The 13,356-nt window shown below is 37.4% G+C and carries 14 protein-coding genes; 5 read left to right on the top strand and 9 right to left on the bottom strand.

Translation table 11 applies throughout. From position 1 onward, the window contains the following. Positions 1-36 precede the first annotated feature (36 nt). Positions 37-408, top strand: a complete 372-nt coding sequence (locus tag EL259_RS02290; RefSeq protein WP_126598630.1) for a YbaN family protein — start codon at positions 37-39, stop codon at positions 406-408. A 3-nt stretch (positions 409-411) separates the two neighbouring features. Beyond that, on the top strand, positions 412-921 hold the full coding sequence (smrB, locus tag EL259_RS02285; RefSeq protein ID WP_126598628.1) for an endonuclease SmrB: 510 nt from the start codon (positions 412-414) through the stop codon (positions 919-921). Positions 922-1,015: 94 nt separating this feature from the next. Here the strand turns inward: smrB and EL259_RS02280 are convergent, their stop codons facing one another. Genes EL259_RS02280 through EL259_RS02270 form a run of 3 tightly spaced genes read right to left on the bottom strand, consistent with a single transcriptional unit; the run spans position 1,016 to position 2,303 of the window. Continuing rightward, positions 1,016-1,342 (bottom strand): DUF413 domain-containing protein, encoded by a 327-nt coding sequence (locus tag EL259_RS02280; protein ID WP_126598626.1) that lies wholly within the window; start codon positions 1,340-1,342, stop codon positions 1,016-1,018. A gap of 59 nt (positions 1,343-1,401) precedes the next feature. Continuing rightward, entirely contained in the window at positions 1,402-2,019 is a 618-nt protein-coding gene (locus EL259_RS02275; RefSeq protein ID WP_126598624.1) for a DsbA family protein, read from the bottom strand. 17 nt (positions 2,020-2,036) lie between these two features. Beyond that, on the bottom strand, positions 2,037-2,303 hold the full coding sequence (locus EL259_RS02270; protein ID WP_126598622.1) for a YihD family protein: 267 nt from the start codon (positions 2,301-2,303) through the stop codon (positions 2,037-2,039). Between the two features lie 62 nt (positions 2,304-2,365). Between EL259_RS02270 and mobA the strand changes: the two genes are divergently transcribed. Further along, positions 2,366-2,950: a molybdenum cofactor guanylyltransferase MobA gene (gene mobA / locus EL259_RS02265; RefSeq protein WP_126598620.1), complete on the top strand. Its 585-nt coding sequence runs from the start codon at positions 2,366-2,368 to the stop codon at positions 2,948-2,950. 84 nt (positions 2,951-3,034) lie between these two features. Here mobA and EL259_RS02260 read toward each other — a convergent pair whose 3' ends face one another. The 6 genes from EL259_RS02260 to yejK all read right to left on the bottom strand — a co-directional run bounded on the left by EL259_RS02260 (position 3,035) and on the right by yejK (position 11,259). Further along, a complete protein-coding gene (locus EL259_RS02260) occupies positions 3,035-4,837 on the bottom strand; it encodes a DEAD/DEAH box helicase (protein ID WP_126598618.1) in 1,803 nt (600 codons plus the stop codon). A 163-nt stretch (positions 4,838-5,000) separates the two neighbouring features. Continuing rightward, positions 5,001-7,139: a polyribonucleotide nucleotidyltransferase gene (pnp, locus tag EL259_RS02255; protein WP_126598616.1), complete on the bottom strand. Its 2,139-nt coding sequence runs from the start codon at positions 7,137-7,139 to the stop codon at positions 5,001-5,003. Positions 7,140-7,338: 199 nt separating this feature from the next. Continuing rightward, positions 7,339-9,273, bottom strand: a complete 1,935-nt coding sequence (locus EL259_RS02250; RefSeq protein ID WP_126598614.1) for an ATP-binding protein — start codon at positions 9,271-9,273, stop codon at positions 7,339-7,341. 129 nt (positions 9,274-9,402) lie between these two features. Beyond that, entirely contained in the window at positions 9,403-9,624 is a 222-nt protein-coding gene (locus EL259_RS02245) for a YdcH family protein (protein WP_126598612.1), read from the bottom strand. 112 nt (positions 9,625-9,736) lie between these two features. Next, positions 9,737-10,150: an outer membrane protein assembly factor BamE gene (gene bamE / locus EL259_RS02240; RefSeq protein ID WP_126598610.1), complete on the bottom strand. Its 414-nt coding sequence runs from the start codon at positions 10,148-10,150 to the stop codon at positions 9,737-9,739. A 92-nt stretch (positions 10,151-10,242) separates the two neighbouring features. Further along, the gene (gene yejK / locus EL259_RS02235; protein ID WP_126598608.1) at positions 10,243-11,259 is read right to left on the bottom strand and encodes a nucleoid-associated protein YejK; all 1,017 of its coding nucleotides are present in this window, start codon (positions 11,257-11,259) and stop codon (positions 10,243-10,245) included. Between the two features lie 114 nt (positions 11,260-11,373). Here yejK and EL259_RS02230 point away from each other — a divergent pair, with 114 nt between their 5' ends. Beyond that, entirely contained in the window at positions 11,374-11,595 is a 222-nt protein-coding gene (locus EL259_RS02230; RefSeq protein WP_126598606.1) for a YejL family protein, read from the top strand. A gap of 2 nt (positions 11,596-11,597) precedes the next feature. After that, positions 11,598-13,325, top strand: coding sequence for a DUF3413 domain-containing protein (locus tag EL259_RS02225; RefSeq protein WP_126598604.1), 1,728 nt, complete (start codon positions 11,598-11,600; stop codon positions 13,323-13,325). Positions 13,326-13,356 lie beyond the last annotated feature (31 nt).

Below are 13,356 nucleotides of genomic sequence, written 5' to 3'. Positions count from 1 at the left end.
AGATCCCAAAGTAATACGTTTTAAGTGAGTTGTACGATGAAAGCACTTTATATTTTATTAGGTTTTGTTTTTTTAGTATTAGGCATTGTGGGCATTGTCGTTCCTATTTTACCTACGGTACCTTTTTTATTACTTACACTCTTTTTCTTTGCTAAAGGATCTGATCGACTTCATCAATGGTTCTTACAAACGACGATTTATCAAAAGCATTTGAAAACTTTCCAAGAGCAGGGGGCAATGAGTAAAAAGTCGAAGTTCTGGATTCTAGGCTTTGTTACAGTGATGCTCACAATTGGCTTTATCTTTACGCCTGTTGTTTGGGCAAAAGTTCTCATCGTTGCTGTTTTATTGGTAAAATATTGGTTCTTCTTTTTTAAAATAAAAAATTTAGATGAGGAAACAGCATAAACGATGGAAAAAGACCTTGATGATGAAGCACTTTTTAGAAGTGCTATGCAAGGCGTAAAGCCCTTAGAGCAGAATACATATGTCCCGAAAAGGATGTCGGTGAAAAAGAAAAAGCAAGTTTTGCGTGATACACGGGAAACTGAAGATGCACTATTTTTCTTTTCAGATGGCTATGAGCCTTTATTAAATGAAGAGGATAAGGTCCGCTATTTACGGGCAGGCGAGGATAGCCATTTGTTAAAACAATTACGCCGTGGTGATTTTTCGCCAGAAATATTTTTAGACTTACATGGCGTAACCAAAAAACAGGCAAAATTAGAATTAGCTGCACTGTTGTTAGCTTGTGAAAGAGAGAATTTCTTTTGTGCAAGTATTATGACTGGCTATGGAACCTTTACATTAAAGCATCAAATTCCTCGCTGGTTAGTGCAACATCCGAGAGTAAGAGCATTACATCAGGCACCTAAAGAATGGGGCGGTGATGCGGCGATTTTGGTCCTGCTTGATGTTTAGTGGGTTTTATAAACAACTACGCCACAATTTTCATAAAAAATTATGAAAATTGTGGCGTAGTTTTTAGTATTGGATAGATAACTAAGACAGAGAATTATTCGCCTGAGAAATCTTCAATATTGTCAGCGATAACGCCTGAAAGTGTGTAAACACGTTTTGCAGACGCGATACGGGTACGATATTTACCCCATACTTTTTCAAAGAAAGTTTCTGCTGGGTGTTCGCCACGACAGAAAGCAACAAAAGATTTTTCTTCTTCAGTTACTGGCGCACGTTCACCTTTATCTAACGCTTTGAATGCTTGTCCAAATTGTTCTAAAACTTGTGCTTCTTTGATTGTGTAATCGCCATGACGAGCAAAGCCGCGTGGGTAATTTTCATCATCAAAGTAACGACGGGTAACGATAAAACTCTCTGTCATAATTTCCTCGATGTATTTCTATAATGTAGATTTAAAAAGGGTCGCATTAAAACAAACTTTTAGTGCTTTTGCAATAAATCATTGATAGTTTTTACATAGCCATTAATAAAACCTTCTTCATTTTTCGGAAGGGCTTCTGGATTAATGCGATATTTTTCATCAACGTAAAAATCAGGTACACCACGTACGTTGAGTGATTGTGCAAGATTTTCTTGTTTTTTAGTTAATGCGGTGACAGCGAAACTATTAAATGCATTAAATTCATCTGGAGTAACGCCTGCATCTAAGAAGATCTTACGAACTGTATCCATTGTTGGGATATTCGGATCGCCTGCTTCTTCTCCTGCACGTACTGAATTAAATAATGGCTCACGAACTTTGTCTTGTACATTTAATAACATCGCAAGTGACCATGCACGTGTCAACATTTCACCTTGAGCACCTAAAAAAGCAACGTGGTATTGTTTAAACGTTACATTTTTTGGTAATGAGGCTTCTACTTTTTGTGGAATTTTGTAAACGTATTGGAAATTATAGCAATGTGGACAGTAGAAAGAGAAAAATTCGATAACGGTTGGTGTTGGTGATGGAGTACGATCTAGTTCTGTATAAGCAGAGTCCGCATTTGCTTGAGCAAGACCGAATAATGCGATAAAAGCTAAAAGTAGTTTTTTCATTGGTTTTCCCTCTGTTGTTATTTAATGACACCACGTGCTTTTAATATAGCGGTTTTAAAATCTTCTTCATAATCTTTTTGAAGACCTGGAATCGGTGCATTTTTATCTTTTCCAAACATTTTTAAATGGTAGATGATCACTTCATCAGATAAGGTGTCGAGTGGTTGATCAAATCCTGCTTCTTTGGCAATTTGCCCAAGCACTTGCATAAGATTAAGTTCTGGATTCTTAGTCCAGTAAGGTTGAAGTAGCTCCAATACTTCATTTAAGCGATGACATTTCATCTGGTTTTCCTTATGATCATAATGGGATGTACATCATACTTGAATTAAAGACGGAATAAAATATGACAATAACAATTAGTGGCGTAATTTTAGCCGGTGGAAAAGCACGCCGAATGCAGGGGCAAGACAAAGGACTTGTTTCTTTTCAAGGTAAACCGATGATTACACATTGCTTGGCACGCCTGTTACCGCAAGTTTCAATGGTGAGCATTAATGCAAACCGAAATCATGAAAAGTATGTGACCTATGATGTGCCTGTTTTTGCAGATGATCTGCCAGATTTTCAAGGACCACTCAGTGGTATGTTAACTGCACTTAAGCGTGCGAGGACGGATTACGTACTTTTTGTTCCTTGTGATAATCCATTTTTATCTGAACATCTATGCTCACGATTGTTGCAAGCAGTTCAACAACACAATACGCAATTAGCGTATGCAAATGATGGGGAACGAGATCATCCCACTTTCTGCTTGATGTCACGTCAACTCGTTGCAGATTTAGAAGAATATTTAGCTAAGGGGCAACGTCGCATTTTAACTTTTATGCAACAGCAAGGGGGAATTGCGGTAGATTTCTCTGATGAAAAAAATGCTTTTCAAAATTTTAATACGTTAGATGACGTACGTACGATGGAAGAAAACGCATAAATTTTTACGAAAAATGTGGCGTGATTTTATCATCGCAAATAAAAAAGAGTAGCACGGTGCTACTCTTTTTATTTGATTTAATGATTAACGGCGACCACGTTCTTTGAATGAACGTTTTTTCTCGCTAAATTTTCTCTCACGATCGCCACGCTCTCTACGTGAATCACCAAAGTTTTTGCGACCACGCTCTTTACCACCACGATCGTTGCTTTGAGCTTTTACTTCATTTAGGAATGACATTTGCATTGGTTTATTTAACACACGGGCTTTATTGAAATGTTTCAATAATGCTTTTGGCATACCTTGTGGTAATTCAACGGTTGCGTAGTCATCATAAAGCTTAATATGACCGATATTACGGCTACTGATGTCACCTTCATTTGCGATTGCACCAACAATATGGCGAACATCGACACCATCTGCACGACCTACTTCAATACGGTAAAGATCCATTGCCATTGGTGTGCCATAACCACGACGTTCACGAGAGCGAGGATTTTCACGATCGCTACGATCACGACGATCTCCACGGTTGCGATCACCACGTTCACGGCGAGGTTCGATTACAGGATCTGGTGGAAGGATCAGTTTTTGTTTTCCTTGTAGTAGCATTAACATCGCTGCTGCAATATCTTCTTGATCTTGATCTGCAGTGAAGAGATCTTCAAGTAAACTGCGGTATTCAGCAAGATCGTGATGTTCAAGTTGTTTTGTTACTTTTTCAACGAATTTTTTACGGCGACTTGCTTGTAGCACTTCGTGATTTGGTACACCTACTTCTTCGATAGGTTTATTCATCAAGCGCTCAATGTTTTTCAATAAGCGGTTTTCACGAGGTTCTACGAATAAAATTGCACGCCCTGCACGTCCTGCACGCCCTGTACGTCCGATACGGTGTACGTAGCTTTCGGCATCAAGTGGAATGTCATAGTTTACAACAAGGCTAATGCGTTCCACGTCAAGACCGCGGGCTGCAACATCGGTTGCAACTAAAATATCAAGGCTACCATTACGTAAGCGATCAAGGGTTTGTTCACGTGCTTGTTGGGTCATATCACCATTTAAAGCAGCCGCACGGAAACCATTACGTTCAAGTAATGCAGTGATATCCATTGTGCCAGATTTGGTGCGTGTAAAAATGATCGCTGCGTCAAAGTCTTCTACTTCAAGAAAACGTAAAAGTGCTTCATTCTTACGGAAACCACGCACGTACCAGCAACTTTGTGTAATATCTGGTGCGGTTGTTTTACTTGCTTTAATTTTAATTTCTTGTGGTTCACGCATAAAACGTTTCGTAATGCGGCGAATCGGTTCTGGCATTGTGGCAGAGAAGAGGGCTGTTTGGTGATCTTCTGGTAACTCTGCCATCACGGTTTCAACATCGTCAATGAAACCCATACGTAACATTTCATCTGCCTCATCTAAAACGATAGATTTTAGATGTGAGAGATCTAGGGTATTGCGACGTAAATGGTCAAGAATACGTCCAGGTGTTCCCACAACAATTTGTGCACCTTGGCGAAGTGCGCGCAATTGGATGTCATAGCGTTGACCACCGTATAAAGTGACAACACGTAAACCTTTTGCGTGTTTAGTAAATTGTTCACAAGCGTCCGCTACTTGAATAGCAAGTTCACGGGTTGGTGCCATTACGAGCATTTGTGGATATTTTTGATTACTATCTAAATGAGCAAGTAACGGTAAAGAAAATGCAGCTGTTTTACCACTTCCTGTTTGTGCCATACCTAACACATCTTGTCCTGCTAATAGTGCAGGGATACATTTTTCTTGGATAGGGGAAGGTTGAGTAAAGCCCATGTCTGCAACGGCATTCAGTAGGTATTCTGGCAAGCCTAAATCATTAAAAGTTAATTGTTGTTCTGTCATTAAATATTCTCGAAATGATATGAAATAGATGAAACGAGGATAACGGAATGGTTATGGCGTTTCAGATAAACCAAATAGGATTATGTCTATTTAAATAAAAAAAAGCAGAAAATTAAGCAACGCACGAAACGCTACTTAATTTTCTGTAGTGTAAGGTTAAATATTATTCTTCAACTGTTGCTGATGGTTCAACAACGGTTTCTTCTGCTACTACTGCTTCAGCAGGTACAATATCTTTCATTGTTAAGCGGATACGACCTTGACGATCAATTTCTACAACTTTTACAGTTACTTCTTGACCGACTTTTAAGTAGTCACTTACACGTTCTACACGTTCATCAGCGATTTGTGAAATATGAACAAGACCTTCTTTGTTGCCAAGGATTGAAACAAATGCCCCAAAATCAGCAAGGCGAGTCACTTTACCTTGGTAGATTTTGCCTGCTTCAACTTCTGCAACGATATCTTCAATACGACGCATGACTTCTTTCGCTGAGTTACCGTCAGTCGCTGCAATTTTTACAGTACCGTCGTCATCAATATCAATAGAAGTATTAGTTTCTTCAGTTAAAGAACGGATAGTTGCGCCACCTTTACCGATAACATCTTTGATTTTCTTAGGATCAATTTTCATGGTGTAAATACGTGGAGCAAATTCAGACAATTCTTCACGAGGTGCAGGAATTGCTTTTTCCATCACGTTTAAGATGTGCATACGTGCACTTTTCGCTTGGTTAAGTGCGATTTGCATAATTTCAGGGGTGATACCTTCAATTTTGATATCCATTTGTAATGCTGTAACCCCTTCACGAGTACCTGCTACTTTGAAGTCCATATCGCCAAGGTGATCTTCATCGCCAAGAATGTCGGTTAATACAACAAAGTTTTCATCGCCTTTTACAAGACCCATTGCGATACCAGCAACAGCTGCTTTAATTGGTACACCTGCATCCATTAATGCTAGAGATGCACCACATACAGATGCCATAGAAGATGAACCATTAGATTCAGTAATTTCTGAAACTACACGTACGGTGTATGGGAATTCAGTAATGCTTGGCATCACTGCAGCCACACCACGTTTTGCAAGACGACCATGACCAATTTCACGACGTTTTGGTGAGCCGATCATTCCAGTTTCACCTACAGAGAATGGAGGGAAGTTGTAGTGGAATAAGAAGTGATCGTTACGTTCACCTGTTAATTCATCGATGATTTGTGCATCACGTTCAGTACCGAGTGTTGCAACTGCTAAAGATTGAGTTTCACCACGAGTAAATAGTGCAGAGCCGTGAGTACGTGGTAATACGCCAGTACAAATATCTAATGCACGCACAGTGTCTTTTGTACGACCATCGATACGTGGTTCACCTGCAAGGATTCGGCTACGTACAATATTACTTTCTAATTCGGTGATGATATCAAGGATTTTGTTTTCTTCGATAGTTTCATCTTCAGCCTGTAATTGTGCAACAACATCGGCTTTGATTTCATCAATTGCTGCGTAGCGAGCTTGTTTTTCGGTAATACGATATGCATCACCAACACGAGTTTCTGCTAATGCTTTAACTTTGTTAATTAAATCGGTATTTGGTTCTGGAGCTACCCAATCCCAACGTGGTTTACCTGCTTCTTGGGCAAATTCTTTGATCGCTTGGATAACAACTTGTTGTTGTTCATGACCAAATACAACTGCTGCAAGCATTTGTTCTTCTGAAAGAATTTTTGCTTCAGATTCAACCATTAATACCGCTTTTTCTGTACCAGCAACAACGAGATCTAGATCGCTAATTTTTTGTTCGTTGATTGTTGGGTTTAAGACGAATTGGTTGTTGATGAAACCAACACGAGCGACACCGATAGGGCCATTGAATGGTACCCCAGATAAAGTTAATGCAGCTGAAGCACCGATCATTGCAACAAGATCAGGGCTTACTTGTGGATTTACAGAAACCACAGTTGCAATGATTTGGATTTCGTTAAAGAAACCTTCTGGGAATAATGGGCGAATCGGACGATCGATTAAACGTGCAATAAGGGTTTCGCCTTCACTTGGGCGTCCTTCACGTTTAAAGAAACCGCCAGGAATTTTACCCGCAGCGTAAGTTTTTTCTTGATAGTTTACGGTAAGAGGGAAGAAGTCTTGACCTTCTTTTACATCTTTTTTAGCAACAACAGTTACAAGCACAGATGTATCATCCATACTTGCCATAACGGCAGCGGTTGCTTGACGTGCAATGGCACCTGTTTCTAACGTTACAGTATGTTGACCATATTTAAATTGTTTTACAATTGGCGTCATAAATTATCCTTTTAATTAAAAATTATTCACTAAGGCTATTATTTTCCAATTGCGACTAGCAAAAATAATCTTGGACTAATTTATATTTTTCAGAAATTATTTTTGTTAGCCGCACGCTAATGGGAAAATAAAGCCTAGACATTATACAGAGTTTTTCCTATTTCGATAGGATTTTATTTAGATTAATGCGTTGAACAGTCTAGGGAGCTTGTTTTTTTAACCATTCCTCTAATTCAGCAACATTAGTTTTCCAAGATTTGTGGAGTTCTTCAATCCAAGTTTGGATATGCGATTTCCATTCAGGCTTGTCATCTTGTTGCGCATTTTGCATTAACTCTTGAATTTTTAGTAACCCTACTGATGCTGCTGCGCCCTTAATTTTATGTGCCACAGAGGCAACTTGCGGGGCAAGTGATGCATCTTGTTCGTATTTTGCATAGATTTCATCTAATTCTTGTAAATACGTTGGCATAGTCTCTTCAAAAAGATGGAGATTCTTTGTCAATAATTCAATATCTAAGATTTCTAAAAGTTCTTTGAGCATTGGAATATTGACCGAATCAGATATTTCAGGTGTTACGGCTTGTACGGGGGCTGGTGGCGTTTCAAGCACGGGTTCTTCACTGAGTGTTGGAATGAGGTTTTCTGTTTGATGTGATTCTGCTTCCATATTTATTTCATCAGCAAAATAATGTCGGATACAAGCAACAAGTGCTTCTAATTCAAGTGGTTTACGTAATACATCATCCATGCCATATTTTTTATAATCAGCTTTGTTTTGCATGACATTTGCAGTTAATGCAATGATTGGCGGAAGATAATCATAGACACCGCTTTCGTATTTACGACGTAAATGTTGTGCGATTTCAAACCCAGAAATATCAGGAAGTTGAATGTCTAACAACAAGAGATCATAATCATTACGTTCAAATTTATGAATGGCTTCTTTCCCCGTCATCGCAACATCAACAGCATACCCGAGTTTTTCTAAAACTGCTTTCGCCACGATAATATTCACTTCAATATCTTCAACTAATAGAATGTTTAGTGTAGTCGGAAGTTGCTCTATATCATCAAATGATTTTTGCGTGACTTCAGCTTGAAAGGTAACGGTAAAGGTCGAACCTTCATTAAGTTTACTTTCAACCGTAAGATCGCCTCCCATCAATTTACTAATTGTTTTAGAAACCGCGAGCCCAATCCCGCTTCCTGCTGGCTTATATCCGCTAGATTTTACTTGATAGTACATGTCAAAAATGTGAGAGAGATCTTCCTCAGGAATACCAATCCCAGTATCTTCTAAGATAAATGCAAATTTATTTTCTGCACGTTGTTCTACCCGTAGGGTAATGGTCCCTTTAGGCGTAAATTTTACGGCATTATTAATAAGGTTCCATAATACCTGACTAAGACGTGGACTATCTAATAAGAGGCATTGGGGTAAATCTTTCGGGCAATCTAAAACAAATTTAAGATTACGTTGGCGTGTCATTAATGTTGCAAAATTAGAAATATCATGAATGAAACGAGGGAGTTCGGTTTCTTTACGACATAGTTCAATACGATTTGCATCAATTTTCTCTAAATCAATGATATCACTAAAAATATAGCCTAAAGCAACGGCACTGGTATTAATTGTTTGTAGATAGTTACGCTGTTGTTCAGTTAGATTATCATCTAGAAGAATTCGGCTTAGACCAATGATCCCATTTAATGGAGTACGTAGTTCATGGCTAATTGTTGCCATTAATGCAGATTTTTCACGGTGGTTTTGGGCAAGACTGGATAAGGCCTCTGAGAGGCGTTTTTCAGCATTAATACGATCTGAAATTTCATGGCGAAGATTATCAACAGATGCCGCTAAACGTAAACGTGAGCGCTCTAGACGTTCTACGAGTAGTGTAAAAAAATAAACGACAAAGGGGGCGGAAAAAAGTCCAAAGATGATAGAGCGAATCATATCGGGAAGATAAATTTTATCAATAAAAATTAGACTAAGAAGACTTTGGGTGAAAAGTGCGAAAATAGCCAAAATCACAACACCGAGTAAAGAAAATTTTACTCTACCTAGGTGAATAATCCAGTCGATATAACGTGTTGTAAAATTTCTAATACCGTTAAATGGTTTTTTCATTCTTGTTTTAGACCTTTTATTAGTAGTAATGATTGCGGAGAATTTTACTGTAAAACAGAGTGTTAAGGAAAAGATTTTATAAAAAAGAAAACGAGAATTTTCTCGTTTTCTTCATTGATGAGTGAAAGATTAAATTTCGTTATTTGCCTTTTGCAACATTGCATACACCTGATCTTTTAAAAAGAGTTTCTCTTTTTTTAACTCTTTTAATTCTTGATCGGAGGTGGTGGCTTTGTGGCGTTTGAGTGCCGCTATTTTGTTATAAAGTACTTCGTATTTATCATACACATATTTGAATTGTGGATTGTCGTTTCTTAAACGAATAATGAGATCACGATATTCTGGAAACATAGCGTTCCTCCTTCTTTGGTGTGTTATAGATATTTTTATACTTAGTAAAATCCCTTCTTAAAACAAAATATTAATTTTCTATAAAAAACGCTCGGATTTCCCGAGCGTAATTTTATAACCATGAAAACCAGCCTGTACTAGGCTCAACTGTTTTAGTTGAAACGATAACATTATTGACAGCCGCTTCAGGATCTTTTGGAAGTGGCTTATCTAGATCAAAGCTGGTTACTTTACCTGATTTATCAAAGTTAACAATTAGGGTATGTTGTTGAGGTGCTTCATATGCTTTACGTTGAATAAACACATAATACCAATGATTATTGCTAAACGGATCTTCAAGTGCCGGCGTACCGAGTAAATATTGTATTTGGGTTTTAGTCATGCCGGTTTTAATTTTAGCTACCTGTACTTGTTCTAAATAATTTCCTTGTGGAACATCAATGCGATACACCACTTTTTGCACGGTAGAACAAGCGGTTAAACCTAAAATGATAAATAAGATGGAAAATACTTTTTTCACAAGCATGACAAGTCCTTGATGTAATTTTAGTACGAATTTATATTTTGCTGGATGATACCGAAACTTTTAGTTTATGCCAAGTTTATTACGCTAAGATTTTATTTTGCACGTTTTAGTTGATCGCGTAGATTAGGCGGTAATCCATTGATTGTAAGGCGATCGTTTTCTTCATCCCACTCAATTCTATTATTTAGTAGTTTAGCTTCAAAACTAATGGTAACACCTTTACCGCTACCAGAGTATTTTGTTAGTGATTTTAAACTACTACGCATAGGTGGGATTGTATCTTCTAAATCGTAGTCTTTTTCTTGAGTAAAATGACTAAATGTATGGTCATTTAGAGTTGGTAACTGCTCAGAAAGTTCATTTAATTGTATCTCTTCGCCATTTTTAATTTGGGTTTTGCAATAATCAAAAGCTTTATTTTTTGCCTCTAACGTTTCGGTTATTGCCAACTCTGCTGAGTTACAGTAATCGTCAATCGCTTGGACAAGAGTTTGGTTTTGAACTTTAGGATTCAGTCCAGCTTCTGCACCTAAATAGTCCATAAAAAAGTCGCCCACTTTATGCCCAAGTCGCCCTTTTATAAAAGTAAGATAACGTTTTGAATGTGCATGATTTTGTAGATCAGTTAAATTTATACGACAGGCCATATTAAGTTGTTTGATGTCTAAATATTGTGTAAGTTGAATATTTAGTTCATTGTCCACTAACATGCTTGCTTGATTACTTAGCATACCGATAAAAAGATAATCGGTAGCGAGATAATTATAGTGGCACATAAAGAGCGTACCCTCTTGAGCAAAAGAATACTTAGCTAAAATTTGGGTAAAAAGGTGAGTTGCTTCATTACTGAAAGCAAGGAAGTTTTCTTCATTAGAGAGCCATTTATTGAGTAAATTTGCGAATGATGAATCTTCTCTAAAAATACCATAACCAATACTACGACTTTGATAAACCTGGTGTAGTGTTAATACCATCTGTTCTATTTCTGGCGTAATGCTAAGGGGAGTTTTACGTAAATTTGCATTTAGAATAATGGGAGTGGATTCTTCGTTGTTTGAAATCTGCATTACGATCTGGTGTAAAACAGCTTGTTTAACAATAATACTCATTAAAAGCCTCATTTTGCTGAAAAATTGGCTTATTATTATAGCCGTATTTTTTAGAAAATATGCTAACATACCGAGGATTATTATTTTTTATTTGTGAGATTTTTAGGAAAATATATGGCAAAACAGTCAAAATTTAAGGATAGTCAAGTAAATGCAATTTTAGGTGATATGGTCGCCGTTCTTGAAAAACATCAAGCTCCTGTCGATTTATCATTGGTCGTATTAGGTAATATGACAACTTATCTTTTGAATAACAGTGTTGGAAAACAACAACGCAAAGCACTCGCAAAAGCTTTCTCTGATGCACTTATGCAATCTGTAACTATGGAAAAATAAATATGTTTGGGAGTAAAAATCGCAGACAATATATAGAGCTGACTGCGAAGAAGATTAGTTGGGGACACTGGTTTGTCTTTTTCAATAGTCTTTGGTTAATCATTATTGGTTCACGTTATGCTTTTTTAATTGACTGGCCGGATACATTGCTTGGAAAAATCTATTTCTTTGTAAGTCTGGTTGGTCATTTTAGTTTTATTGTTTTTGCGTTTTATTTACTCCTTCTCTTCCCGTTAAGCTTTTTAATAAAAAATGAACGAACTTATCGTGGAATATCCGTTATTCTTGCAACAATAGGGATTAGCCTCATGCTTGTAGATACAGAGGTATTTGCAAGCTTTCATTTACATTTAACTAGTTTAGTCTGGAATCTTGTCGTCAATCCTGAGAATGGTGAATTAGCACGGCAGTGGCAATTATTCTTTGCACCAATGCCATTAATTTTATTGGCACAAATGGTCTATTCAAGATGGTCATGGCAGAAGCTACGTAGTTTAGAACGCCAAAGATGGCTTAAATATGTAGGAATTTTTTACCTTGTGACCTTCCTCGCTATGCACATTATGTATGCTTGGGCGGATGCCGTTTTATATCGTCCAATTACTATGCAAAAATCCAATTTCCCACTTTCTTACCCGATGACAGCACGCACTTTCTTACAACGTCATGGATTCTTAGATAAAGAACGTTTATTGGCAAAAGCGAGGGAGCAAGGGCGCGCCGATGCGTTGAAAATTGATTATCCAAAACACGCATTACGTTTTGGAAATGTACAAGATACGCCAAATATTATTTTTATTAATTTGACGGGCTGGCGAAAAGACAGTGTTACTGCTGCCTTAATGCCAAACCTTAGTGCATATTTACCAAAAGCAACACAATTTGATCATCATTACAGTACAGGAAATGATGAGGTAACAGGACTATTTGGGTTATTTTATGGTTTATTACCTGAATATATTGATAGTGTTTCTCAACAAAAAGTGATGCCGATTCTACTCACTACATTGGCAAAACATCATTATCAGATCTGTCGCTACTATGATGAAGAAAATAAAGTAGCATTAAGACGAATGCTTTTTTCTGCAAATCACTACGATAAATTGGGTGCTTACAGTTGCGAACAATCACGCCCCGATTTTCAAAAAAATTTATTTCATTCGCCTTATTTTGTGTTTATGGATATGCAAATTCCTGCAGGGTTATCGCAAGAGGCTTATCAACAACAAATCCGTAATTTTGATACGAAACTAGGAAATATATTCAAAGATATTGATTGGAAGAATACGCTCGTTATTTTAACTGCAGCCTCTGGATATGAGTTCCAGCATGAATCGGATAAAGTTGATAATCAATTTTCACGAATGCGCATTGAAGTACCAATGTATGTCTTCTGGAAAGGGTTACCTGCGATGAAAGTAGAGACTTTGACCAGTAATTTAGATGTCGTTCCTGCTTTGATGAAACACATTTTTGATGTAAAAAATCCAGCTTCGGATTATTCACAAGGTCAAGATTTATTTAATTTAAAGAAAAATAGAGATTGGGTACAGTCAGGCGATCAAAAATGGAATGTCATTATTACGCCAGATGATGTGCAATATCATTTAAATCGTAAGGGTGATTATGAAAAATTTGATGCACAAGGTGACCCTGTTTCATCATCCAGACCACCACTAGGACTATTTTTAGATGTTTATAAACGGGCTGGAAATTTTTGGGCACATTAATCAATGATTGTTGGAGCAGTGAAACCCTATT

Origin of the sequence: Actinobacillus delphinicola (assembly GCF_900638385.1) — a bacterium.
GTDB lineage: Bacteria > Pseudomonadota > Gammaproteobacteria > Enterobacterales > Pasteurellaceae > Actinobacillus_C > Actinobacillus_C delphinicola.
This window is presented reverse-complemented; position numbering and strand designations above follow the sequence as displayed.

Coding starts and splice junctions, on each gene's coding strand:
- EL259_RS02245 (WP_126598612.1), bottom strand. CDS start 9,624: ATGTTTCCAGAATATCGTGATCTCATTATTCGTTTAAGAAACGACAAT.
- mobA (WP_126598620.1), top strand. CDS start 2,366: ATGACAATAACAATTAGTGGCGTAATTTTAGCCGGTGGAAAAGCACGC.
- EL259_RS02275 (WP_126598624.1), bottom strand. CDS start 2,019: ATGAAAAAACTACTTTTAGCTTTTATCGCATTATTCGGTCTTGCTCAA.
- EL259_RS02270 (WP_126598622.1), bottom strand. CDS start 2,303: ATGAAATGTCATCGCTTAAATGAAGTATTGGAGCTACTTCAACCTTAC.
- EL259_RS02225 (WP_126598604.1), top strand. CDS start 11,598: ATGTTTGGGAGTAAAAATCGCAGACAATATATAGAGCTGACTGCGAAG.
- EL259_RS02280 (WP_126598626.1), bottom strand. CDS start 1,342: ATGACAGAGAGTTTTATCGTTACCCGTCGTTACTTTGATGATGAAAAT.
- pnp (WP_126598616.1), bottom strand. CDS start 7,139: ATGACGCCAATTGTAAAACAATTTAAATATGGTCAACATACTGTAACG.
- EL259_RS02290 (WP_126598630.1), top strand. CDS start 37: ATGAAAGCACTTTATATTTTATTAGGTTTTGTTTTTTTAGTATTAGGC.
- EL259_RS02260 (WP_126598618.1), bottom strand. CDS start 4,837: ATGACAGAACAACAATTAACTTTTAATGATTTAGGCTTGCCAGAATAC.
- EL259_RS02250 (WP_126598614.1), bottom strand. CDS start 9,273: ATGAAAAAACCATTTAACGGTATTAGAAATTTTACAACACGTTATATC.
- yejK (WP_126598608.1), bottom strand. CDS start 11,259: ATGAGTATTATTGTTAAACAAGCTGTTTTACACCAGATCGTAATGCAG.
- smrB (WP_126598628.1), top strand. CDS start 412: ATGGAAAAAGACCTTGATGATGAAGCACTTTTTAGAAGTGCTATGCAA.
- bamE (WP_126598610.1), bottom strand. CDS start 10,150: ATGCTTGTGAAAAAAGTATTTTCCATCTTATTTATCATTTTAGGTTTA.
- EL259_RS02230 (WP_126598606.1), top strand. CDS start 11,374: ATGGCAAAACAGTCAAAATTTAAGGATAGTCAAGTAAATGCAATTTTA.